We start from the raw sequence: 23,131 nt of genomic DNA on the forward strand, positions 1-23,131 counted from the left end.
ATGTCCGAATGCGGGACGAAAGTCCATCGCTTTTCAGCATCCCCGGCCAGTCGGAAGGGTTGGTATCAGCTGCCAGTATCGTTGCGAAATCAGATAGCTTTGGGTGTCCCCATGCCACCAATTTTATCCTTATGCTGTTCGCGACGAATGTTGACGCCAGTGTTCACCATGAGGATTCCAAAGATGATGGCATAGGCGCCCAGCATCCAGCTCGTTGCAATGACACCCAGTCCCGGAAAAACTACAATGGCCACTCCAAACACGATGGAGGACAATCCTGCAAGTCCCAAGGCCCATTCGCGTTCAATCACTTTGCGCAGTCGAATCGCAGTCGCAATTTCAAAGATGCCGCTCACGACAGCCCAGCCTGCTAGAAAATAAAGGAAGGTCAGAAGACCAATACCGGGCCACATGAAGAGCGCCAGACCAAGCCCAACGCCGACCAAAGCTTCAAAAAACGAGGTCCACCAGAAGGGCGAACCACGACGTGAAAACAGATAGAAAAAGGCGAAAATACCATCGACGAACATGAAGGCTGCCGCCACCATGATCAGTGAGGCCAACGTCGCAAAAGGCGAAATCAGCGCCACCAGCCCGAAGAGCAGGGCCACGATCCCGCGCACCATCCACATCGACCAGCTTCGTCCAAGTTGTGTTTCCATCACGAACTCCTCTTCCAAAAAGCGTTCTCAATCCTTGCACCATAATGGATCGTCAGTCGTCTCTCTATTGGGAAGGACGCCTAAGCAAAGTCCCCAGTCCCAAATCCGGACAGCATTTGCAGCCTTTGTAAGGTAACTGCCTGGAATAATAGCTAAACAGTTTTGGCACAAAGTCTGTATTGGTTGTGACCAGTTTGGAAGAGGATAAAAACCATGCATCACTTACTTAATTTGATCCGCAAGTTTTCGAATCATCACCGGCAGGAATTTTTTTACAATCGTGAGAACGAAATCTTTCGCCAGGATTTTGATTCGCTTCGCGCTCGTGCGGCCTTGAATCATGCGAATTCGCTTTGACAAAGCGACCTGAAACCGGTTAAAAGGGCTACGCCATAATTGATGAGGCGTCGCATGCAGTCAGTTTCCGGTCGCGCAACTTCAGTTCAGTCAAGGCTTCCGTCCCGGGAGTCATGGATCGATACAGCCAAAGGCTGGGGCATTTTGCTCGTGGTTTTAGGTCATGCCCTGCGCGGGTTGCAAAATGCCCAGCTTCTGCCAACGACTGGTTGGTCACATGCTCTGGACGCCTGGATTTATTCCTTTCACATGCCTCTATTCTTCCTTCTCTCCGGTTTTTTTATGGAAAAAGCTGTCCATAAACCGTTGGATCGCGCCTTGAAAGATCGCGCCAAAACCCTGCTTTGGCCTTATCTCGTCTGGTCCGTGCTCCAGACTCTGGTCCAGATTCGAATGTCGAGTTACACGACTGCTCAATATGATTGGATGCATTTGCTGGGTATCCTTTGGAAGCCCGTGATGCAATTCTGGTTTCTCTATGTGCTTCTGCTCTTAAGCCTGCTTTGGCTGGGATTGCGGCGTATTGGGGTTCCTGCTCCGGTGCTTCTGTTGGCAGCCCTGGTTCTCCATTTGACTCAGAATGGAACGGGCGTCTGGGCGATGTGGGACCTGGTATGCATTCATGGTGTTTGGTTCGCCGCGGGCGCGGTGCTCGGCATCATGCCGCAACTCATTGAAAAAATGCGACTGGCCTCACCCTCCTTGCGGTGGACGGGTATCCTGTCGGGATTCGCTCTGACCAGCTGGGGTGCGATGATGCAACCCGACAATCTTTTGCATTCCAATATTCTTTGGGCTGTTCCTGGTGTGTTAGCCAGTTTGTGGCTGGCCATGAGCTTACCGGCCGACTGGTCTGTGACACGAGGCCTGGGCTGGATTGGTCGGCTCTCACTTGAAATCTATCTGGTCCATACCCTCGCTTCCGCCACGATGCGAGCGATCCTCTTGCATGGATTCAAGAGCCATGACGTGACCCTGCATCTGGTGCTGGCATCCCTCGCCGGTATCATGATTCCGGTGGCGTTGGTTTTGATAGGACGCCGCCTGCAGTTGCGCCATGTGTTTCGGTTTGGAACCGTCGCTTGACTCGTTATTTCTTACGCCATTCAAAAAGCGCTGCTGATCGCGCTTCAACTTTCGCCAGGGACTTCGCTTCACTGAGTTTCTGGCGACCGTTGATAACAAACGATCGTTCCATTTTCCACTGATTCAAACCTTGCCAATCCACGGCATAATCCTGTTGGCTTTTGTTAAAGACATAAACCAGCATGCGGTCTTTGGTTTGGATGGCATAGGCTGGGATATCAGCGGATCGACTCGAAATGGCTTTAAGTGAAGTCCCGCTGCGGGCTGAAGCGCCCTTGCCGTCATAATCCAAATACAACGCAAACGCCCCTTCCAGTTTGGAATCCTTCGGGATATGACCCCAGAACGTGGCGAGGTCCACACCCTGCTGACCAAAAATAGCGAGAGCTTCGGCGTTGGCCAGGGTCGACGAGAGTCCCTCGGCGGCGGCACCAAAACGATATTCGGTGATGGCGAGTTTGGTATCTGGACACTCCTCTTTAATCCATTTTTTCATGCGGGGAACAAGTTCTATGGATTCCTCGATCCAGCTGCCGTCCTTAAAGCCTTTTTCATGCAAGCTGCGTGTGGCTTCATAGCGCAGCTTTTGACCTTCATGGGATTCATCCTCCAACGACTTTTCGGTCATGGGATAATAGTGGATATCCAGATAGTCGATGAGTCGAATTCCAGTTTTTTTCTGATGCTCGCAGACCTTCTTGAGATACCAGGCAAGCAAAGGTTTGCCACCATGAGCCGCGCGATCTGGTCCGGATTTACATTGATCCTGGGCCGAAGACATATAGCTGCACCAGCCCCATTCCGCGGGACCCAGAATTTTTGCCTGCGGATCCGCCTTGCGAATCGCCGTTCCATAAGCCACTGTGCGTTCCCAAAGCTCGTCATATCCGACCTCCGGTGACTTTAACTTGGGGTCACCATAGCGTAAGTCCTGATGCGTGTCGTGCCAGAGCATGGGTTCGTTATCAAGCGCATAGAAGCGGACCATGGGCCCTTTGGGAACATGTTTGGACGTTAAGGCAAGATTGTGTTTGACCCATTGACCCATGAATTCGGGAGTGGCTGCGACCGACGTATCGACAGGTGAACCCTTTTTGAGTGGTGAACCATCCGGGAGACGACCATTGCCGGCATCACCGCGGCTCTGATCCTGTTCCGTTTGCTGCTGTTTGCCAAACTTTTTTATGGAATAGCCCCAGGCCGTTTCCCTGTTTTTAGCAACCCAGCCGATCATGGGGATCGTGATGAGCGTATCCTGGCCGAGGCTGCTCTGCTTGAGGATGATGGCATCCGTATAGGAAAAGTTACCGGAGAATTTGCCCACGCGTGGTTGATAGGGGAAGACGATATTAAGGTAAAACCAGTCTTTTCCAGCGTTCCAGGCATTCTGCTGCCAATTGTAACGTGAGGTGGCATTGCCTCCAAAACGCACGATAGGATAGGTGAGGTCTGTATCATGCTTGCCAAAGGACAGATCATTGCGCCCATAGATAAGATCGCTGATGGGTTTGCCAGGCGTTCGATCATCGATCTGAATGGTGACTGACGATGTGGAGGCTGTAAGCGCGAGCAGGGTGACGAGACTGGAGGTGGCCATGCCGAAGTTCCCTTATGGTTTGGTATCCGCATAGCGGCTGATATAATCCGTGAGTTTTCTTTGTGCGGTCGCTTTGCGAATGAGAGGGCCAAAGGTTGTTTGATCCAGGGCTTTCGTGATAAAAAAGTGAAATTTCCTGGTTTCGACAACCTGGGGCGCGGCGAAGAGCGCGATGACTTCAGCTGTTTGTGCCTGTAAAGTTTGGCTCAAGGAAAGGCGCTCGCCCATGAGAAAGGGGAGCCGATCGCGGGACACCATCCGAATGCAGGTCTCGAGACTATCCGCATCGAACATCCGAAAACCTGGAATGCTATAACCACTCAGCCCTGTACGGCATATCGAATGGACGTCCGTGTTTTTGTTCCATTCCGGGCCGGATTTTCTGCCAAGTATGATGATTTCACTATCAAAGGCCTTGCCGAGGGAGGTGCAGCAGTCAAAGCCCTTGTCAGGAACTCGGGAAAAGAAGAGATCAATTTTGCCATGACTCAGACTGTGATGCAGACGGGCGATGGGAACCACTTCCTCGCGAAGCCCCAAATTAACGTCCTTGGCCAAATCACGCAGATAATCCACTATAATACCCTGGTATTGGCCATTGCTGCCTTTTACACACCAGGGAGGAAAGTTCGTGAATGACACCCGTGCCACCGGCAGAGCGGGTGAAGGCGTCACGGTATCAGCAGCCCACGTGGGGTGGGTGGAGGCAAAACTGGCGATCCCAAGGATGAGTTTGCAGAGTGATCGCCGCATGCTGCTCCACTTACTGATTCAGGTGCCAGCTTCCGACTCATCGTAACGCTGATGCAGCTGATCAATTCGGGTTTTGGTTTCTTCCAGACGCAATTTCATGCTACGAATCAGTTCGTAGCCGCGTTCAACTTTCTGCACCATCACATCCAGATCCAGGTCAGGCGCCGCGATATCGCGAACGAGCCCTTCCACCTCTTCCAGCATCTTCTGATAACTTTGTGATTCTTTCATAGGGAAGACTCCTTCTTTATAGCAGACTTGTTCGGATCGAGTCGAGTCAGACTCTCCAGTTTTAATTCAAGCAGGGCATCAATCAATCGCGCCCGGACATGCATGCCGGGTTCGAGTTGATCGGCTCGATCCAGTTTGCGGCCCTCAGCAAAGAGCTGGGTCCAGCCCTGAGCCATCCACGGCTGGGGATCACTTTGAATGAGTAATTTCTCCAGATGGAGAATTTTTTCCCGCTGCTGCTGCAGAGTCTCGCGCATCATGGACCCGAGCGCACGTTTCTGGTCCTCGATCTCATAGCGCTTGGGAAGCAAGGCGGTCAGGGCCCGATGATGCAGGTCCTGGCTCAAACGCTGGCGTCGGTTGGTTTGCTCGCGCAGAAGGAACTGCAGTCTTTGGAACAGGTTCTGGCGCAGATTCTGCGTTTGCGTGGTCCACTGCATAAGCCGACGCTCACTGCGCATCTGTAGCTCGTTACGAACGGTTTGCAGGTGCGACTCATGCTGGTGCGTGAGCTGTTTGGTGCCCAGGTGCAGGCGGGCTTTCAGATTTTGGAGGATCTGGGTTTGCAGGCGCACGCGTTCATCCATGGAACGCGACATGACGAGGCTGAGCTGTTCAATGCGCTCGCGAGTTTTTTGCAAAAGATGCACGCAAAAATCGGCGGCCGCGGTCGGGGTTTTTTCCCGACGCGCGCTGATTTCTTCCGCGACACAGACGTCCTCATGGTGACCGATGGCGGCAACGATCGGTACGCGGGCGGCAGTAATGGAATAGGCAATCTCAGGGCTGTCGAACCAACGAAGATCGGCCGCGCTGCCGCCACCTCGTGTGATGACGATCATATCGCAGTGCCGCGCTTCCAGGGCCTGGATGCCGGACACGACATCCCGGAGCGTATTTTCACCCTGCATTTGAGCGGGAAAAAACAGCACCTGGCCAGGGAAACCATAAACCAGAAGTTGATCCAGAAAGTCGCTCTTGGCGCGCGATTCATCGGCGCTGATCAGACCGATGCGCAGAGGAAAGGCCGGCCACGGCAGTTGTTTATTCTTCTGATCCAGACCTTTGGTGCGCAATTCCCGCAGCAATTTTTCGCGAGCCAGGGCGAGGCTGCCTTTGGTGAAGGTGGGATCGATCCCCTGCACCTGAAGACTGATCTGGCCCCGATCCTTGAAGAGTGAAATATCGACCAGCATGCGGACGCGCAGACCATCGGCCATCAATTCCTTCAATGTATCCCGGCCCAGCTTGCGTTCCATATCGAGCCATTGGCTTCGCCAGATGGTGGCATTCACCGTCATGGTCGCAGAACGTGAGGCGCCTTCTTTAAAGTCAGCGAGCTGAAAATAGGATCCGGTCGCAGTTTGCCGGAAATTTTGGATTTCGCCCATGACCCAGAGACTGCGCGGGAAGCTGTGGGAAATTGCCAGCTGCAGCTTTTGCATCAGTTCAGCAATGGTGAGCCCTTCCCCGTGCAGGGAAGTGACGGGTTCAAAACCAGCGTCCGAAACCAAAGTTTCATTGGGGATGGCGGCGGCGGCAGCGGCAGCGGCGCGTGGAGGTGGAGCTGAAGCCGGAGCTGGAGCTGGAGCCGGGCGCGCGACCTTCTGGGGTCCACCGCCTATGGTGCGACAGAGCTCTTCAATTTTTTGCAGACTCTCATCGTTCAGTGGGAGCAGCCAGCTTTTATCCTGGGCCTGGTATTGGCCTCCAAGATTCCGCAGAACCTCGCGATAGGGATAGGTTTTGCCACTCACAAGAATGCACTGGGACTGCGTAATATAATAGACGCTCATACGATTGGGTCCTAATAGCGATCCTGGTGGATGGCATCCGGCGCAACGCCCTGCTGCACGAGCAGGTTACGGGCGGCTTCCATAAAAGCCGGCGGGCCGCACAGCAGGTAATCAGCATCCGCTAATATAAAATGATTCAGTTCATCCAAAGGTCGACCCGGTTGGGCACGACCCAAGGCAGTATCATCCGCAAAAATTTGAAGGTTGAGTGAGGGATGATGGAGTGCCAGCCGTTTCAGGTCATCATAAAAAGGAATTTCCGCATCACTCTGGCAACCGTAAAGCAAAATCGTAGGGGCAGCGTCCCTTTGTTTCAGACGGTCTTCGATAATAGCCTTGAGGGGAGTGATGCCCGAGCCGCCTGCGATACAGACGATAGGCCGATGATAGCGAGGGATCGTAAAACGACCTGCCGGAGCACTGCACATAAAGATTGAGCCCGGAGCCCAGCCCTCGACAAGGTCCCGCGTTCTTTGTTCATCGAGAATGAGACAAAGTTCGAAGCGTCCATCGCCATGGGGTGCCGAGGCGATGGAATAGTAGCGTTCGAAGGTTCCCTCTTGATCCACGAAGGCAACTTTGGTGAACTGGCCGGGACTATGAATAAAATCGGGTGAGACTTGCGCTTCAATAATCGCGTAGCGACGACCAATATATTCGATCCGTCGCACAGTAGCGCGGAATGCCCGAGCAGTATCTTTCACCTGATGATTCCTTCAATTGAGAAGGCATCAGACCCGTTTCACACCAACTTTGCAGCCAGTTTGCACTGAGGCCATGATGTCCTCGCGCGAGATCAACTCTGTCGGTAGAGTGGCTCGACGAATGTTTGCCCTGTAAAGAATGGCGCCACGCAGCTTGGAATAGTCGAGATCGGCATCTTCCAGATTTGCACCGGTGAAGTCTGCACCTTCAAGATTTGCACTCCACAGCGAAGTGCCACGCAGGTCTGCATCCCGAAAGGAGGCGTCCTTCAGGTTGGCATAAGAGAGGTTGGCTTTGCGGAGATCGCAGCCGGAAAAATCCACCTTCACAAGGTTGGCTTTTCGCATGTCATAGCCAACCAGTTCCTTGGTCTCGGCCAGGATTTCGAGAACCTCTTTCCGAGTCAGAGTTACCAGATTTTCCGAATTCTTGCTCATGTCCACCTCAGGCAGCTTCGCTAACAGTGCGGGCGACGACGTAATTGTATAGATTATCTACTTTATATGCGCCGATTGCTTTTGCAAAGACGAATTCAGCCAGGGGCATCCTATTGGGAGCCATCCTGGCTGTTTTGCACGGTGTGCCTCACTTGGATTCAACACCGTTTCGAATTTGACCTACTTGCTCATCAGAGCTGCGACATCCAGCATACGATTGCTGAAGCCAGTCTCATTGTCATACCAGGCCAACACTTTTATCATGCGGCCGCTCATGACCATCGTGCTATCCGCATCGATCGAACTCGAATAGGTCGAGCCATTGAAATCGGATGATACCAGAAGTTCTTCGGTATAGTTCAAAATTCCTTTGAGAGGACCGCTCGCCGCAGCTTCGCGCAGAACCCGGTTCACTTCCTCTTTCGTGGTGCTTTTGCTCACCATGACGTTGAGGTCGACAACCGAGACGTTGGCCGTGGGAACACGGATCGAAATACCGTCAAGCTTGCCTTTGAGTTCCGGCAAAACAAGGCCGATGGCCGTTGCTGCGCCGGTGGAAGTGGGGATCATATTCAGAGCAGCCGCGCGTGCCCGACGCAAATCGGAGTGGGGTAGGTCAAGGAGCTGCTGATCATTGGTGTAACTATGCACAGTTGTCATCTGACCGAATTCGATACCAAAGGCATCGTTCAGAACCTTGGCCACGGGAGCCAGGCAGTTGGTGGTGCAGCTGCCGTTGGAAACGATGGTCATTTCAGGCTTGAGTTTGTCATGGTTTACGCCGTAAACCACGGTCAAGTCCTCGCCCTTGGCAGGCGCAGAGATCAGAACTTTTTTAGCGCCAGCCTTCAAATGAAGCTCAGCGTCCTTGCGATCACGGAACCGGCCCGTGGATTCGAAAACCATGTCGGCTTTCTTATCGCCCCAGGGAATTTCCCGTGGATCTTTCACAGCCGAAACTGTGATTTTCTTGCCATTAACAACGATGCCATCGGCCACGGCTTCAACAGTGGCGTCCAGCGTACCATGCACCGAATCATATTTGAAAAGATGCGCGAGCGTCTTCGTATCGGTCAGGTCATTGATATGGACGATTTCAAAGTCTTTGCGTTTGAGCGCTGCACGTGCCACGACGCGACCAATGCGACCGAAACCGTTGATGCCGATTCTTACCGTCATGATCCCAACTCCTAACTGGTCAGTTTCTATGTATCAAACAGCAGGCCTTTTATACTCCCGGTTCCTGGAAAAAGCTATAGCCGCGGCCTGGGGCTGAGTTCTGGGCTCCAAATCTGTTCTTTGCGCCCAAACTGAGTAAAATAGACTTAGATAAATCCAATGTGCGAGGACCCCGCATGCGTTTCGATGATGCCCGCTTTTTCCTTGGTCTTCTGGCTATTTGGCTCAGCTTGGAGGCTGGAGTGGGCTTCAGTCAGGCCCGCAAGCCGACGCCAACCGCCCAGCTGCCGATGGAGCCTGCCTCGCCGGATCCTGAGGTTTTGGATGAAAATAAAGCTGAGCCGATGGCCGTGGATAAGCACGAAACTTCCAACGGATACGTGCGCCATCACCGGGCTCCGAACGGCCAGGATGCTGCCGTCCGCGGCGGGCTTTTGATGGCTCGCGACGGCTTTGGGGCCCAGCTACGGCTTTTGGAATATGCCTCGCCCTGGCTGGCTGTCAGCCAATCCCTGCGTTATCAAACCCAGGAGGAGGAAGACGCCTTGTTTGCCACGCAATATGGATTGATGCTTGGAGTGGAAGTTCATCCGTGGCAGGACGCCCGCCTTTCGCCCGTGCTCAGCTTGCAGGCAGGGGGCGATCGATACCGGCGCGGATGGGATCAGAATGATCTCGACCTCTTCGGTTTTGAGGCGACGGCTGGTTTGGAATTGAAACTGGCCCGGGCTGCATCTTTTGTTTTTCAATGGACCGAGCTCTACTATCCCGGATTGAAAGAACAACTTTTTACCGACCAAAAGCCCGGGACTCGTTACGCCGGCAGTTTTCAGGTCTTTTTTAACCTGAAATGGAGTGGCGCGATGTAATCAAAAGCTTGAGCCTGGTTCCTTCAGAAAGGCCAGTTCTTCGGGTGTCGAAGGACGGCCGAGGATCTCATTGCGATGCGGAAAACGGCCGAATCGCTCAATGATATCCCGATGAGCTTTTGCATACCGCTGGGCCCCACCGATCATTTCCTTATGGGCAGGCGAAACACTGGTCAAAAGTCGCGTGAACGCATCCAGGCCGGTGTCCTGAATCTTGAGATCCTCGCAATGCATGGTCGGCATCAGGCAGAAATAAGCATAAACCGCCGGCATTTTTAGAAAACGGTCATCCTGCAGAGCCTTGCCGGCAAAGGTCAAAGCTTTCTTTTCATAAGCAAAAGACCGGGGTGAATTGCGGAACATATTACGCGGAAACTGATCCAGAATGATGGCCAATGCCACCAGGCCCTCATCGGTTTGCATCCAACGATCAAAAGCTCCCATAAAAGCCGGATCGATATATTCGAGATAGTGCTTGCGGATGAGTTTATCGAACTCCGGATCCTTGGCGAACCAGCGCCGCGATTTTTCAGGTAGCGCTCGGCCTTCGGCATCAAGTTCACCAAACCAGAGTTCATGAATGGTCTTAATCAAGGGTTCCGTAAAATGGGTCATGATTTATTCTCTTCATGAGGTTTTAAGGTCGAGAGCCCGCCATAGATACCAGGAGGCCAGCGACCGAAAAGGTTTCCATCGTTCCCCGTGACGCAGCAAGGTTTCCGGGGAGGGCAACTCGCGTTTGCGATAAGTCAGAGCGAAGCCTTTCCGCACACCATAGTCAGTGACCGGCAAAATATCAAGGCGTCCCAGGTCAAAGATCAAAAGCATCTCCGCAGTCCAGGGACCAATGCCGCGCACCTGGGTTAAAGCGTCGATGACGGCCTGATCGGACATGCCAGCGAGCTGCGACATTTCCGGGATAAGCCCTCGATTCACGCGATCGGCAAGATCAAGAATGGACAGCATTTTGGAACGGGAGACGCCGACACTACGCAAGGTATCTTCCGGTGTCTTGAGAACGGCTTCGGGTGAAGGAAATGAACCTTCCGGATAAAGACTGCGAAAGCGGCCAAAAATGGTGGCGGCCGCCTTGCCATGCAGCTGCTGATAAATGATGGCTTCCACCAAAGCCGCAAAGACGGAAGTCCCTCGTTTCGGGACCAGACGACAGTCGCCAACGCGTTCGATCAGAGACGCAAGAACATCATCCTGTTTTTTCAAATAAGCCACAGCGTGAGCCGACGCGCCCGCAAAATCCTGATGCCAGTCGAGGGAACCTGCCGTTTCTATCGCCAGGATTTGCTGTTTGGTCATAAGCCCACCAAACGCGGAAAATCCACCTGGTTTGCCCCCAGCCGCCATCACCCGGTGACAGGGAATGATAAGCGGCAGCGGATTTTTTCCCATGGCCTGCCCAACCGCGCGCGCGGCTCCAGGTGAACCGACGGCCAGCGCGAGGGCTCCATAGGTTGAGGTTTGCCCAGGAGGAATCCTGCGCGCCGCTTCATAAACCTGACGAAAAAAAGGCGGAATGCGACTGATATCAATGGGGATGGACGATAAATCCATTTGTCCCTTCAGGAGCAGGGTTTGCAGCCGCTGGGCGGCATCCTGGACCCAGGCGGGAGCAAGAGACAGGTCCACTTCCTGGCAAGGTTTCATCTGATCCGTGAGGCGCCGCCTGGCCTCGGCTGGCGTTTTTTCCGGTAACTGCACGCGTTCAATCGCCGTCTCATTCCATAAAAGGCCGCAGGGGCCAATGGCCGTGGGGAAATAACAGTAATTGCGCATAGGCCGCTCCCTCCCTAGGATATGCAGATCCTATGTGGCAGCGGGAGCGTTCGGTTTTCAAGTCCAATTTTGGAAATTTGTATGGTCAGGATCCTGTGCCCAAATAGCTTCGCAGTTTTTCCGCCTGGGAATCGCCGGGCTGGGCATCGATCTGGGTCCTGATCTGGCTGACATTGCTCGTGGCATCACCGGTTCCGCCGGCGGATTGATAGATGGTAGCTGCGCTTTCCGCGTTCAGCAGACTATTGAGAATGTTGATCGCAGCCTCTTCGTCCAGGCTTTGCAGTTCCTCGACGCTGAATGAGCCACTGCCATCGGCATCAAAATATTTGGCCTGCAGTGCGGTGAAGGCGGTATTGAACATCGAAATCTTGAACGCATCACCGTCCTCGAGCTGATCGGCAGGAATGCTGGCGAGAAGTTCGGTGGCTTCCTGGAGCAGGTCCAGCACATCAGAGGTGGCGGAAGGCAAAACAGTGAAGAGGGCGGTCAAGGGATTGCCAGACGATTCTCCGCCTTTGGCCATTTCCAGGGCGATATCGGTTGTATCCACACCGGCTTTTTGCGCTTTGGCACTGGCCAGGAGGGATACATAGAGCCAGTTCTCAGGTTCCTTCTGCAAGGCTTTTTCCAGGATATCGATCGCATCATCGGATTTGCGTTCATCCATCGCGGCCGTGGCTTCGTCGGCTGGATCGGGGTCGGCCACGCTTTCAAATAAATTCGAGCTGCAGCCGCTCAGGAGCAGGACGAGGAGGAGTGATGGGAGCTTGATGTTCATATAAGGCACCCTCCTTAAAATCCGGCCTTGAGCCGAAAAAAGAGCCGTTGATCGGGACGCACACCTGCTGTACTTCCGACTTCTTCTGTATAAGCACCGATATCCAAACGAGCGACATAGAGGTTCAGAAAGAGGCCGACTGTGGGATATCCCTGATTCAAACCACCCATAAAACCAAAGACCCGTGCAAACTGCAGTTCGGTGCCCAGATGCAAGCGTTTAAAGGTATCCTTTTCCACGGCCCCACCGACATCACGGAAGTCAGCCTGAACTACGAGGGAACTCATTTTGGTCGTGAGATCGTAAGCTGCGCCCAATGTCACGATCTGCGGCAGACGTTTGCTGCTGACACCGGATTCCCCTGCCGCAAGTTTGGTCGTGCCCAGGTTTTCAACATGCAAACCAAAGCGCCAGGGCTTCTTGTCCATATCATACATAAGACCCAGGTCAACGCCGATCCCGTTGCGCGATATTTCAGCATCATTGGAGCTGAGCTGATCGGAGATGTTGTCGGAATCGAGAGCGCTGACATCCAGCGTCGCTTCATTCCGCATGATGTATTTACCTGTGATACCGACCAGAAGTTTTTGATTGAAGAAATCTTCCGCCGCACTGAAGACAGCCACGCGATTGGCCACAGCATCAGCATGCAGGGTTTCGAGTCCCCGTTCGTCCGCCGATTTTGCGAGCATGACATTGGTATCTGACGAGGCCAAAATACCCAAGGCGGCCCGTCGAAAGACAACGCCTGTGAAGTTGCTCACACCCAGATGCAGATTGCGGCCTAGATAGCCGCGCAGAGTATCCGGATCATTGTCCTCCTGTACGAGGACCTGACGCACAAGATCTTTGGTTTTTGTGGACACTTGAACGGTTGGGGAAATGAGGACCGTTTCCTTATAGAGACCTTTGCCCTTGGCCAGACCAGCCGGGTTATAGAAGATGGCTTCATGATAATCCGCGGTCGCCACACCCGTATCCCCGCGGCCCAGAAAGTAGGCACTTCGATAGATACGATGAAACTCCAGACTATCTGCGTACAGATGCCCGGCGCTGCCGGATAGAACAAGACTTAAACACGCTCGGTAAAGCCTGGATGGAATCATGCCCAAAACCTTCCCATTCCGTACGCTCTCGCACTATCAAGGCGATCGGCGCAATGGGATGAAACTTGATGACTATTCGAGGGGACGGGGCAAGTTATTGGAAAGAGGAAATTAATGGGGGGCCCGTGAAGGGCCCCTCAAAGCTCATGACACCTAAGGTGATAAGGCGTTTTGTGATGAAAAGGGGGATATGTCTGTACGTGCGGCATTTTTAAAAAACGCCGAAAAAACGAGAAAGGACTCTGAAATGCAGTGCCTGAGCTTTTTGAGTAAGTTTTTGGTCTTCGAAACACTGATTTAACACCAGGTTTTTGGGGCAGAAAATCCCTTGTCATTTTGCAGTCTTATCTGCGAAAAGTCACGGAATGTTGTGCCGGATGACCGACGCTGGTTCTAACGCTAACGGGTTGGGTTGTCAACCTATAAACCGGTGTTTTGTGAGTATCAAAAATTTTTTGCGTACATATTCCAAGTCAAATGGCGGGGTGCGAGAGTCGTAATATTCCAACACCATTGGCGAATCAGGAAGCCCACCGCTTGGAACTTTCCACCAAAAAATCTGCAAGCGTGCGCCGCGCAAAAGCCGTGTCAGCTGGCTCCACGGCCGAAAAGGTTCTTACAAATCTCTCATTTAGAAAAATCGATCGTACCAGGGAAGTATGTCTTTTTAGATGTTTGTTGTAATAAAGCAACGTTTCTTTCTAGGCCAGGAGTTCCGATTCCTCGTCATCTTCTTCAACAAGTCGATGTGACGAGGGCATAAGAGGTTCGCGCAGAATCTGGTCCCGTAGCGAAGCTGCAGCGCGCCCCAGACCTGGAATTCGGGCCTGGCTGAGGGACTGAAGATAGGTGGCGGCTCGATAAATCAATGCCATTAAGTCGCCCTGTCCAAAACGCTCATCCGTGGTTTTGCGGACAAGGTCGGCCCAGCTCATGCCCCTGGCCCAATCGCTCAGAATCGAGCCTGCCAGTGGATTGTATTCCCGAAACACATAGCTATCCCGCCGTTGTCCGGGCGCATCATAAAGCTCTTCAAACAGTTCGACCGGATAAAGCTCCTCCAGACGTTCTTCGACTTTCTCTGACACAAAAGGAAAGTCGTAATCACGATCGGTGTCAGGCTCCTTGAAGCGGGTCAAACAGAGCGCCGCCATCAATTCCAGGCCGGCCAGCAAGTTATCCATCGTCACGTCACCCTGGTCAATGAGCTGGGCCATGAGAAGACCACCGGATTGAGGAAAATACCGGGCAATGGACCCGTAGCGGGTCAGCTGCTCGCTTTCATCAATGCAGCCGATGCGGTGGAGATGCAGATGCAAATGCGCAAGGCTGCTGGCCATATGTTTATGAATATGCGCATGGCAAGGCTCACGCAACGGGCAGCTCAAGCAAAGCGCGTCGGGCTTTTCATCCAGAAAATCGGCAAAGGCCGACGCCGGTGAAGCCCCACAGGGCAGACTTGCCGCGCTCAAGGATTTTTTCAGAGGTTGCTCCCGGATCAGGGAAAATCGCACGGATTTATCACCGAAGCGTAAAAAACTTTTCTCATAAAAATTTTCCACATCGCGCAGTTTGAATCCCCGCCCCAGGAGTCCCAGAAAAGTCGTGGGATCATTTTTCAAACGCGATTCACAACGGTCGCGTCGCGTACCGCCGAATTTTTGCCAGGCCGCAACCGAAGGCCAAAGACTGAAACCCACCACATCCTTGCCACGACGTCCGGCCCGACCGAGCATCTGCAGGACTTCAGAGGGAGCGTATGTGGTGAAGCCGCTTTCCCCAGGACGGGTGTAATCGCTGATCAGGGTGGAGCGCACCGAAAAATTGATACCGATGCTCAGGCCCATGGTGGCCACACAAAAACGCAGTTGACCATTTTTCACGAGTTTTTCAATGGCGCGTCGTGCATAGGGGGCCAATCCAGAATGATGATAACCCACTCCATAAACGAGGAGCAAACGCCGCAAATTCACCTGGATGAATTTCATCGGATCGTCGACTTCAGCATCATTTTCAATCAACTCGCGGATCCGCTGGGAATCTGCGGGTGGAATCGGATCCAGTTGTTTACAGAGTTCAAGGGCCATATTTTCACAGGATGCGCGCCGACCCGCATAGATGATACAGGGTGTCAGCCCCTGCGAAGGAATGGATTTCAAACGTCGAGCGATTTCTCCATGCTCCAACGGAAAGCGCGCCGGGGCGTTGGATTTTTTGGGAAGATTCGCTTCAACTTCAGAAACCAGAAGCCACTGCTCGTGAAAATAAACGAGATCGACGAGCGGCACAGGACGCTCTCGGGTCTGAATCAAACGGCAGCGGCGGCCGCTGATCGCCGTGATCCAGGCACAAAACTGCTCGGGATTCTCGACGCTGGCTGAGAGGAGCAGAAGCTGGCAGGTCGGTGGCGTCAGGATGATCGCTTCCTCCCAAGCACTGCCGCGACTGCCGTCTTGCATAAAATGATATTCATCGAAGACAACCAGCGTTCGTCCCAAATCCGGTTCGACCCCAAGCAGGGAATTTCGATACGATTCCAAGGTGGCGACCACGATGGGCGCACTCAAATTTTCCTTGATATCACCGGTCGCAATGCCGACGTTTTCCTTGCCAAAGGTGTCGCTGAATTCCCGGAGTTTGTCATTCGAAAGACTTTTGACTGGTGTGGTATAGGCTGCGCGAAATCGGGGCTGGTCGATATTGATTTCGAAAAATGCTTCCACCACCCGGGTTTTTCCCGCGGTCGTGGGCGCATCGACGATCACATGCTCACCGTTGAGCAGAGCATCGAAGGCCTCCCTTTGCCAGGGATCCAGCTGGTCGATCAAGGGCACATGGCTTAAATCCTTGTGCGGTCGGCGCGCGTTGGCTTCCGCCTCGTGGAGCCACTTTTGCAGCGCTTTGTCCGTGATCTGCCTGGCTTTGCGCGTGATCTCAAGATCCTGCGGCGATAGGCGTTCTTCGATCGCTTCCGCCGGCGGACGCGGTCGGGATGGATTGCGTATGACCAGGGAGGTGGAAGGTTCGTCGCGACGCTTGGGGCCGTTTTTGCGTTTTTTAGTCAAGTTCAACTCACCGGTTTAAGGTCCAGAAGAGCTTTGAGCACACGCTGCTCCAATTCAGGATAAGGGCAATCGGTATGAATCACATAATCGGCACGATCCGCTTTGTCCCGCGCGGGCATTTGCGCGAGCAGAATGGCTTCGGCCATGTCCTGGGAGCAACCATCACGCTGCATGACGCGTGTGATCTGCAGCTCCACCGGACAATAAGCGACCCAGACGGCTTTGAAATCAGCCGCGCGCTGCCTTTCATAGATCAGACTGGCTTCATAAAACCAAAGGCGGGGATGTTGAACAAAACCCTTTATTTCAAGAGCTTTTTGAACTTCGGCTTCGAGTCTCGGGTGGATGATGGCTTCCAGTGCCTGACGCCGCCCAGGGTCCTGAAAAACCACCTCGCGCATGCGCTGGCGATTCATGGTGCCGTCGCTGTTCAGAATGGACGGACCGAAGGCTTGGACGACATCAGCAAGGCCTTCTGTTCCTGGTTCCACGACGGCGCGAGACATGGCATCCGCATCCAAAACAATATAGCCCTGCTGGCGTATAATGGAGGCTATGGTCGATTTTCCACAGGCGATCCCCCCGGTCAGGGCTATGCCCCATTGCTTCAGTGCCTCTTGTGTCTTCATACCTTTGCCTCTGCGGTGGAAGCGGCCAACGGCATCGTAAAGTATGAAGCCCGCTCTGTCGAGGCCTATGCTTGGCGTCTGGTCAGGAGGCCCCTCGGCGGTTTTTGTCAACAATGGCGCCCAGGATCAAGGTTAACGAGACGAGGCGCATGAGAATGACAAGGCCCACATTCTCGTTCGAGATCTCGAGTATGGAAATCATGACCCGTTCCACGCCGAGCAGCAGAAACGCAAAGGCAAAACATATAAAAAGGCGATCATGGGTTCGCGTATAAAATCGTAAAAAGAAGAGCGAGACCACGAAGGCCAAAGCTGTAAACATTCCGGATAAGAATAGCCGCATGATCCCCTCACCTATCTGTCATATCGATTCCCAAGTTAACCCATAGATCAAAATACCAAGGCTAACGATCGATACGACCACCCGAACGGTTGCAAGATCCATAAGCTCGGTCGGAGTATTAACATCAATAGTCGCCAGGGCATTATTCAAAGCCAGGCCGACGAAACAGATGCCACTCCAAAGGAGCAATCGTGTGCCATTTTTTTTGAAAGAGCGTAGCAAAAGATAAGCGCAGGCAATGCACGTTAGGGTCGACAGAGCATACACGATGGATGCCATGGTCACTCCTTGAATCGAAAGGCATCCGAAAAACCTGTCAGGGCATCGGATGGCTTGGAGAATATAAGGTTTATCACAGAGACGCGGTGGGATGCATAGAGGGCTGAAAGTTGATCCATGGTGTCGGAGTAATTTGCAGGAGCATACACATAAATGCGCTTCCCATTGTCTTCCCGCATGGTGACCAGGTTTTTACGCATCAGATCGGAGAGCCTTTTTTCAACAGAAGAGGACGTCGTTCGGAGTTCCTGGGTTATGGTGTCCGATTCGAGTTCTTTGCGAGCGCGGAGGAGCAATAGAATTTCCAATTGCTCCACGGAATTTATGCAGGCAAAAATGAACTTCTCAATATTCTGGTCGAGCCTTGCGCTTGTCATCCAATCTCCCAGGGCGACCCATGTCATGCGTAAGCTAGAGCAAGCTGTGCTCTAAGGCTGGCAGGGTTATGCTCAAGAATCAACCCACAAAATATCGTGTCGACTGTACTATTTTGGTGGCTGTCGTTTTGTCTGTGAAGGTCAAAAAATACATGTAGGGAAATGTATTCGGTCGCTTTGGCTTTTTGCGGATTTTTGCTCAAAGGTGTACCCATTCTGATGATCCCGCTCTTGACGCGAAACTCGTCAGATTTAGCTTGAGGTTCTTGGTACTGAACGTCTAAGTTGGAAACTGAACTTTTTTTACCGCCAAGCTCATCGCCGGATTTCAAGTTTCCGACGAATTTTGTTTCAGTAGTCTCGTTTTTCTCATTTTAGTCGCCCCTATATCGAGGTTTAGGAATGAAGCCCACGGCTCAAAAAGAAGTCAAAGCTCATCGCAATTACAAGCAAGCGGGAACTTTTCAAGGCAATTCCAGTGACCGACGTGAAGCGCAGCCCGCCAGGGCCAAGCGTTCTCGGGACTCCGACTGGGATCATCTTTCGTTGGCTGAAAAAGATGAAATCGAACAGTTGGTGGAAGTCCTCAAGTCAGTCAAGTCGGGAGATTTTTCGGTCCGCTTCGATTATGAGAAAGGCGATATCCTGGGGCGCGCGGGCGAACTTCTGAACGATATCATTGGGTTGAATGAGCACCTTTCCAACGAGCTGGTCCGTGTGGGCAAGATCGTTGGTCAGGAAGGGCGCATGACGGAACGCGCTTCCGTGGGGCCCGCTAAGGGATCATGGGCTACCAGTGTCAACTCCGTAAACCAGTTGATCGGTGACCTTGTTGCGCCAACCAACGAGGTCGCGCGCGTGATCACGGCGGTGGCGAAAGGCGACCTTTCCCAGAAAATGATTCTGGAAATCGAAGGCCGTCCGGTCCGCGGTGAATTTCTGCGTATTGGTACGACGGTAAACTCGATGGTGGATCAGCTGAACTCCTTCGCAGCCGAAGTAACGCGGGTTGCGAAAGAGGTGGGTAACGAAGGGAAGCTGGGCGGACAGGCCGATGTCAAAGGCGTGTCGGGTACCTGGCGAGACTTGACTGATAACGTAAACGGCCTTGCAGGTAACTTGACTGCTCAGGTGCGTAACATAGCCAAGGTGACAACGGCCGTTGCGAAGGGTGACCTGACGCAGAAGATTACGGTGGACGCCAAAGGCGAGATCCTGGAGCTGAAGAACACGATCAACGTGATGGTGGATCAGTTGTCCTCGTTTGCAGCGGAAGTAACCCGCGTGGCGAAAGAGGTAGGGACCGAAGGAAAACTCGGTGGCCAGGCGGAAGTGAAGGGTGTCTCGGGTACCTGGAAGGACTTGACCGATAACGTAAACGGTCTCGCCGGTAACCTCACCGCCCAGGTGCGTAACATCGCAAAAGTAACCACTGCGGTGGCCAACGGTGACTTGTCCCAGAAAATTACGGTCGACGCTCGCGGTGAAATTTACGAGCTGAAAAACACTATCAATACAATGGTGGATACGCTCCGCTCCTTCGCCGCGGAAGTAACCCGTGTGGCGAAAGAGGTGGGTACCGAAGGCAAACTCGCTGGTCAGGCCGATGTGAAAGGCGTGTCCGGTACCTGGAAAGATTTGACCGATAACGTAAACGGTCTTGCGGGTAACCTCACCGCCCAGGTGCGTAACATCGCAAAAGTAACCACTGCGGTGGCCAACGGTGACTTGTCCCAAAAAATCACCGTGGATGCGAAGGGCGAAATTTCCGAACTGAAAAATACGATCAATACAATGGTGGATACACTCCGCTCCTTCGCTGCGGAAGTAACCCGTGTGGCGAAAGAGGTGGGTACCGAAGGCAAACTCGGTGGCCAGGCGGATGTCAAAGGCGTGTCGGGTACCTGGAAGGACTTGACCGATAACGTGAACGGTCTTGCGGGTAACCTCACCGCCCAGGTGCGTAACATCGCGAAGGTAACAACCGCTGTTGCGAAGGGTGACCTTTCGCAGAAGATTACGGTTGATGCCAAGGGCGAGATCCTGGAGCTGAAGAACACGATCAACGTGATGGTGGACCAGCTGAACTCCTTCGCCGCGGAAGTAACCCGGGTGGCGAAAGAGGTGGGTACCGAAGGCAAACTCGGTGGCCAGGCGGATGTGAAAGGTGTGGCCGGTACCTGGAAGGACTTGACCGATAATGTGAATGGTCTCGCCGGTAACCTGACTGCCCAGGTGCGTAACATCGCGAAGGTGACAACCGCTGTTGCGAAGGGTGACCTTTCGCAGAAGATTACGGTTGATGCCAAAGGCGAAATCCTGGAGCTGAAGAACACGATCAACGTGATGGTGGATCAGCTGAACTCCTTCGCCGCGGAAGTAACCCGCGTGGCGAAAGAGGTGGGTACCGAAGGCAAACTCGGTGGCCAGGCGGAAGTGAAAGGTGTGTCCGGTATCTGGAAAGACCTGACCGATAACGTAAACTTCATGGCTGGTAACCTGACCAAGCAAGTACGCGGTATCATCAAGGTTGTGACCGCGGTTGCCAACGGTAACCTGAACGAGAAATTCGTCCTTGAAGCCAAAGGTGAAGTGGCCGCGCTCGCGGAAACGATCAACAGCATGACCGATACACTTCGTATCTTTGCGGATCAGGTCACAACAGTTGCTCGTGAGGTAGGGATCGAAGGGAAGCTGGGTGCTCAGGCCCGCGTGCCTGGTGTGGCCGGTACCTGGAAGGACTTGACCGATAACGTAAACATTATGGCCTCGAACCTGACAACGCAGGTCCGGGGTATCGTCAAGGTCGTGACGGCGGTTGCGAATGGTAATCTGAACGAGAAATTCGTACTCGAAGCCAAAGGTGAAGTGGCCGCGCTCGCGGAAACGATCAACAGCATGACCGATACACTTCGTACTTTCGCTGACCAGGTTACGACTGTGGCTCGCGAGGTCGGGATTGAAGGAAAGCTGGGCGGTCAGGCGAAGGTGCCTGGCGCTGCCGGTACCTGGCGTGACTTGACTGATAACGTGAACCAGCTCGCCGGTAACCTGACATCTCAGGTGCGTGCGATTGCGGAAGTTTCCACTGCGGTGACGAAGGGCGACTTGACCCGTTCGATCAACGTCGAAGCGATGGGCGAGGTGGCCGCGCTTAAAGATAATATCAACCAGATGATCGGCAACCTGAAGGACACGACCCAGAAGAACAACGAGCAGGACTGGCTGAAGACCAACCTCGCGAAGTTCTCGGGTATGATGCAGGGTCAGCGTAATATCATCTCGGTGGCCCAACTTATCATGTCGGAGCTGACCCCACTGGTCGGCGCGCAGCATGGTGGTTTCTTCATGATGGAAACGGGCGATGATCGGACCACTCCGATTCTGAACCTGATCGCAAGTTATGGTTTCACTGTCCGTAAGAACCTTTCGCATTCCTATCGTTTGAAGGAAAGCCTGATCGGTCAGTGTGCGTTCGAGAAAAAACGCATCCTGATGTCCGATATTCCGGAAGGCTTTATTCATATTTCAACCGGCATGGGCGACGCCCCAGCGCGTAACGTCGTTGTGCTGCCAGTCCTTTTCGAAGGTGAAATCAAGGCCGTTATCGAACTGGCCTCGTTCAAGATCTTCAGCGATAACCACCTGAGCTTCCTCGATCAGCTGATGGACTCGATCGGTGTTATCCTGAACATGATTTCCTCGTCGATGCGTACGGAAGAACTCCTGCAGGAGCTGAAGCGGTCCAACGCCGAACTCGAAGCCCAGGCCAACGAGCTGAACGAAAAAGCCAAACTCCTCGAAGTCAAGAACCACGAAGTGGAACTGGCGAGCCGAAGCGTCGAAGAAAAAGCCGAGCAGCTGCAGCTTATTTCCAAGTACAAATCGGAATTCCTGGCGAACATGTCGCATGAATTGCGCACGCCTCTGAACAGTCTCCTGATTCTGTCCAAGATGCTGGCTGAGAATAAAGACCGTAACCTGACGCCGGAGCAGGTGAAATTCGCCAGTACCGTGTATTCATCGGGTAACGACCTCCTGGCCTTGATCAACGAGATTCTGGATCTGTCCAAAATCGAAGCGGGCAAGATGCCGATCAATCCCAAGGAATTCGATCTGCCTGAAGTTCAGGATTATGTGGAACGTACGTTCCGCCATATGGCAGAGCAAAAAGGTCTGGAATTCCAGATCATCATGGATCAGAACGTGCCGCGTACGATGTTTACCGACGTTAACCGTCTGCAGCAGGTTCTTAAAAACCTGCTCTCGAATGCCTTTAAGTTTACCGAACGTGGCCGCGTGGTGATGACCGTGAGTACGCCTTCCAAGGATACTCGCATTGGTCAGGCGGCTGTTCCTGCGGCTCAGAGTATCGTCGCCTTTGCGGTGCGGGACACTGGTATCGGCATCCCGATGGAAAAGCAGAAGTTGATCTTTGAAGCCTTCCAGCAGGCGGATGGAACCACGAGCCGGAAGTATGGCGGAACCGGTCTGGGTCTGACCATCAGCCGCGAGATCACTCGTCTTCTGGGTGGATGGCTGGAGGTTGTCAGCGCTCCCGATCAGGGCAGTACCTTTACCCTGTATCTGCCACAGAATTACAGCGGTGCGGAGCTGACTCAATCGAATCCATCGGAATCGAGCACGGAAAGCAACGCCCACATTCCTCCACTGCCGGAAAATGCTGATTTCAGTGGTTGCAAGATTCTGGTCGTCGACGATGACAGCCGCAATATCTTTGCCATCGATTCGGTGCTGGAAGAGCGCAACATGCAAGTCATCCATGCTGAGAACGGCAAGATTGCGATTTCGCACATGCAGGCTCACCCGGACGTGGATCTGGTGCTGATGGATATGATGATGCCGGAAATGGATGGCATCGAAGCCACGCGCATCATCCGTCAGGACCCACGCTTCAGTCGGTTGCCCATTATCTCCCTGACGGCCAAGGCCATGAAAGGGGATCGTGACAAGGCGATTCAAGCAGGAGCTTCGGATTATGTAACCAAGCCTGTGGATCCTGAAAAGTTGCTCTCGGTTATGTACGCCTGGTTGCAAAAGAAAAAAGCTTGGGTAAATTGAGGAGAA

22 protein-coding genes are annotated in these 23,131 nt (G+C 53.2%); 4 read left to right on the forward strand and 18 right to left on the reverse strand.

What is annotated here, in order from left to right; all coding sequences use genetic code 11:
• Positions 1-89: 89 nt before the first annotated feature.
• Positions 90-662, reverse strand: a complete 573-nt coding sequence (locus VE954_RS08115) for an HdeD family acid-resistance protein (protein ID WP_324951501.1) — start codon at positions 660-662, stop codon at positions 90-92.
• A 213-nt stretch (positions 663-875) separates the two neighbouring features.
• Here VE954_RS08115 and VE954_RS08120 point away from each other — a divergent pair, with 213 nt between their 5' ends.
• On the forward strand, positions 876-1,019 hold the full coding sequence (locus VE954_RS08120) for a hypothetical protein (protein ID WP_324951503.1): 144 nt from the start codon (positions 876-878) through the stop codon (positions 1,017-1,019).
• Positions 1,020-1,073: 54 nt separating this feature from the next.
• Positions 1,074-2,105, forward strand: coding sequence for an acyltransferase (locus VE954_RS08125; protein ID WP_324951505.1), 1,032 nt, complete (start codon positions 1,074-1,076; stop codon positions 2,103-2,105).
• Positions 2,106-2,109: 4 nt separating this feature from the next.
• Here VE954_RS08125 and VE954_RS08130 read toward each other — a convergent pair whose 3' ends face one another.
• The 7 genes from VE954_RS08130 to gap all read right to left on the reverse strand — a co-directional run bounded on the left by VE954_RS08130 (position 2,110) and on the right by gap (position 8,803).
• Positions 2,110-3,702, reverse strand: coding sequence for a glycoside hydrolase family 44 protein (locus tag VE954_RS08130; RefSeq protein ID WP_324951507.1), 1,593 nt, complete (start codon positions 3,700-3,702; stop codon positions 2,110-2,112).
• A 12-nt stretch (positions 3,703-3,714) separates the two neighbouring features.
• A complete protein-coding gene (locus VE954_RS08135; protein WP_324951509.1) occupies positions 3,715-4,455 on the reverse strand; it encodes a transporter substrate-binding domain-containing protein in 741 nt (246 codons plus the stop codon).
• 18 nt (positions 4,456-4,473) lie between these two features.
• Complete coding sequence (gene xseB / locus VE954_RS08140; RefSeq protein WP_324951511.1) at positions 4,474-4,686, reverse strand: exodeoxyribonuclease VII small subunit; 213 nt, start codon at positions 4,684-4,686, stop codon at positions 4,474-4,476.
• Positions 4,683-6,482, reverse strand: a complete 1,800-nt coding sequence (xseA, locus tag VE954_RS08145; RefSeq protein ID WP_324951513.1) for an exodeoxyribonuclease VII large subunit — start codon at positions 6,480-6,482, stop codon at positions 4,683-4,685. Before xseA ends, xseB begins: the two co-directional genes overlap by 4 nt.
• Positions 6,483-6,493: 11 nt before the next feature.
• A complete protein-coding gene (locus tag VE954_RS08150) occupies positions 6,494-7,186 on the reverse strand; it encodes an FAD-dependent oxidoreductase (protein ID WP_324951515.1) in 693 nt (230 codons plus the stop codon).
• A gap of 27 nt (positions 7,187-7,213) precedes the next feature.
• Complete coding sequence (locus VE954_RS08155; protein WP_141735337.1) at positions 7,214-7,624, reverse strand: pentapeptide repeat-containing protein; 411 nt, start codon at positions 7,622-7,624, stop codon at positions 7,214-7,216.
• A 180-nt stretch (positions 7,625-7,804) separates the two neighbouring features.
• Positions 7,805-8,803 carry a type I glyceraldehyde-3-phosphate dehydrogenase gene (gene gap / locus VE954_RS08160; protein WP_324951518.1) on the reverse strand — a complete coding sequence of 333 codons (999 nt, stop codon included), beginning with the start codon at positions 8,801-8,803 and terminating at the stop codon, positions 7,805-7,807.
• A 176-nt stretch (positions 8,804-8,979) separates the two neighbouring features.
• Between gap and VE954_RS08165 the strand changes: the two genes are divergently transcribed.
• The gene (locus tag VE954_RS08165; RefSeq protein ID WP_324951520.1) at positions 8,980-9,672 is read left to right on the forward strand and encodes a hypothetical protein; all 693 of its coding nucleotides are present in this window, start codon (positions 8,980-8,982) and stop codon (positions 9,670-9,672) included.
• On the opposite strand, the gene VE954_RS08170 is transcribed toward VE954_RS08165, so the two are convergent.
• The 10 genes from VE954_RS08170 to VE954_RS08215 all read right to left on the reverse strand — a co-directional run bounded on the left by VE954_RS08170 (position 9,673) and on the right by VE954_RS08215 (position 18,375).
• Positions 9,673-10,287 (reverse strand): DUF924 family protein, encoded by a 615-nt coding sequence (locus tag VE954_RS08170; RefSeq protein ID WP_324951522.1) that lies wholly within the window; start codon positions 10,285-10,287, stop codon positions 9,673-9,675. It lies immediately after the preceding gene.
• A 12-nt stretch (positions 10,288-10,299) separates the two neighbouring features.
• Complete coding sequence (locus VE954_RS08175; protein ID WP_324951524.1) at positions 10,300-11,463, reverse strand: methylated-DNA--[protein]-cysteine S-methyltransferase; 1,164 nt, start codon at positions 11,461-11,463, stop codon at positions 10,300-10,302.
• An 85-nt stretch (positions 11,464-11,548) separates the two neighbouring features.
• The gene (locus VE954_RS08180; protein ID WP_324951526.1) at positions 11,549-12,244 is read right to left on the reverse strand and encodes a hypothetical protein; all 696 of its coding nucleotides are present in this window, start codon (positions 12,242-12,244) and stop codon (positions 11,549-11,551) included.
• Between the two features lie 14 nt (positions 12,245-12,258).
• Positions 12,259-13,350 (reverse strand): conjugal transfer protein TraF, encoded by a 1,092-nt coding sequence (traF, locus tag VE954_RS08185; RefSeq protein WP_324951528.1) that lies wholly within the window; start codon positions 13,348-13,350, stop codon positions 12,259-12,261.
• A 701-nt stretch (positions 13,351-14,051) separates the two neighbouring features.
• Complete coding sequence (locus VE954_RS08190; protein ID WP_324951530.1) at positions 14,052-16,415, reverse strand: DEAD/DEAH box helicase; 2,364 nt, start codon at positions 16,413-16,415, stop codon at positions 14,052-14,054.
• Between the two features lie 2 nt (positions 16,416-16,417).
• Positions 16,418-17,044: a dephospho-CoA kinase gene (coaE, locus tag VE954_RS08195; protein ID WP_324951533.1), complete on the reverse strand. Its 627-nt coding sequence runs from the start codon at positions 17,042-17,044 to the stop codon at positions 16,418-16,420.
• 82 nt (positions 17,045-17,126) lie between these two features.
• Positions 17,127-17,387, reverse strand: a complete 261-nt coding sequence (locus VE954_RS08200) for a DUF5985 family protein (protein WP_324951535.1) — start codon at positions 17,385-17,387, stop codon at positions 17,127-17,129.
• A gap of 18 nt (positions 17,388-17,405) precedes the next feature.
• The gene (locus tag VE954_RS08205; RefSeq protein ID WP_324951537.1) at positions 17,406-17,666 is read right to left on the reverse strand and encodes a DUF5985 family protein; all 261 of its coding nucleotides are present in this window, start codon (positions 17,664-17,666) and stop codon (positions 17,406-17,408) included.
• 2 nt (positions 17,667-17,668) lie between these two features.
• Complete coding sequence (locus VE954_RS08210) at positions 17,669-18,043, reverse strand: hypothetical protein (protein ID WP_324951539.1); 375 nt, start codon at positions 18,041-18,043, stop codon at positions 17,669-17,671.
• A gap of 23 nt (positions 18,044-18,066) precedes the next feature.
• Entirely contained in the window at positions 18,067-18,375 is a 309-nt protein-coding gene (locus tag VE954_RS08215; protein ID WP_324951541.1) for a hypothetical protein, read from the reverse strand.
• A gap of 70 nt (positions 18,376-18,445) precedes the next feature.
• Between VE954_RS08215 and VE954_RS08220 the strand changes: the two genes are divergently transcribed.
• On the forward strand, positions 18,446-23,125 hold the full coding sequence (locus VE954_RS08220) for a HAMP domain-containing protein (RefSeq protein WP_324951543.1): 4,680 nt from the start codon (positions 18,446-18,448) through the stop codon (positions 23,123-23,125).
• The last annotated feature ends 6 nt before the right edge of the window (positions 23,126-23,131 follow it).

The organism is Oligoflexus sp., assembly GCF_035638955.1.
Lineage (GTDB): Bacteria > Bdellovibrionota_B > Oligoflexia > Oligoflexales > Oligoflexaceae > Oligoflexus.

Coding starts and splice junctions, on each gene's coding strand:
- xseB (WP_324951511.1), bottom strand. CDS start 4,686: ATGAAAGAATCACAAAGTTATCAGAAGATGCTGGAAGAGGTGGAAGGG.
- VE954_RS08120 (WP_324951503.1), top strand. CDS start 876: ATGCATCACTTACTTAATTTGATCCGCAAGTTTTCGAATCATCACCGG.
- VE954_RS08155 (WP_141735337.1), bottom strand. CDS start 7,624: ATGAGCAAGAATTCGGAAAATCTGGTAACTCTGACTCGGAAAGAGGTT.
- VE954_RS08210 (WP_324951539.1), bottom strand. CDS start 18,043: ATGACAAGCGCAAGGCTCGACCAGAATATTGAGAAGTTCATTTTTGCC.
- VE954_RS08125 (WP_324951505.1), top strand. CDS start 1,074: ATGCAGTCAGTTTCCGGTCGCGCAACTTCAGTTCAGTCAAGGCTTCCG.
- VE954_RS08175 (WP_324951524.1), bottom strand. CDS start 11,463: ATGCGCAATTACTGTTATTTCCCCACGGCCATTGGCCCCTGCGGCCTT.
- VE954_RS08205 (WP_324951537.1), bottom strand. CDS start 17,666: ATGGCATCCATCGTGTATGCTCTGTCGACCCTAACGTGCATTGCCTGC.
- VE954_RS08180 (WP_324951526.1), bottom strand. CDS start 12,244: ATGAACATCAAGCTCCCATCACTCCTCCTCGTCCTGCTCCTGAGCGGC.
- VE954_RS08165 (WP_324951520.1), top strand. CDS start 8,980: ATGCGTTTCGATGATGCCCGCTTTTTCCTTGGTCTTCTGGCTATTTGG.
- gap (WP_324951518.1), bottom strand. CDS start 8,803: ATGACGGTAAGAATCGGCATCAACGGTTTCGGTCGCATTGGTCGCGTC.
- VE954_RS08130 (WP_324951507.1), bottom strand. CDS start 3,702: ATGGCCACCTCCAGTCTCGTCACCCTGCTCGCGCTTACAGCCTCCACA.
- VE954_RS08115 (WP_324951501.1), bottom strand. CDS start 662: ATGGAAACACAACTTGGACGAAGCTGGTCGATGTGGATGGTGCGCGGG.
- coaE (WP_324951533.1), bottom strand. CDS start 17,044: ATGAAGACACAAGAGGCACTGAAGCAATGGGGCATAGCCCTGACCGGG.
- xseA (WP_324951513.1), bottom strand. CDS start 6,482: ATGAGCGTCTATTATATTACGCAGTCCCAGTGCATTCTTGTGAGTGGC.
- VE954_RS08200 (WP_324951535.1), bottom strand. CDS start 17,387: ATGCGGCTATTCTTATCCGGAATGTTTACAGCTTTGGCCTTCGTGGTC.
- VE954_RS08220 (WP_324951543.1), top strand. CDS start 18,446: ATGAAGCCCACGGCTCAAAAAGAAGTCAAAGCTCATCGCAATTACAAG.
- VE954_RS08170 (WP_324951522.1), bottom strand. CDS start 10,287: ATGACCCATTTTACGGAACCCTTGATTAAGACCATTCATGAACTCTGG.
- traF (WP_324951528.1), bottom strand. CDS start 13,350: ATGATTCCATCCAGGCTTTACCGAGCGTGTTTAAGTCTTGTTCTATCC.
- VE954_RS08135 (WP_324951509.1), bottom strand. CDS start 4,455: ATGCGGCGATCACTCTGCAAACTCATCCTTGGGATCGCCAGTTTTGCC.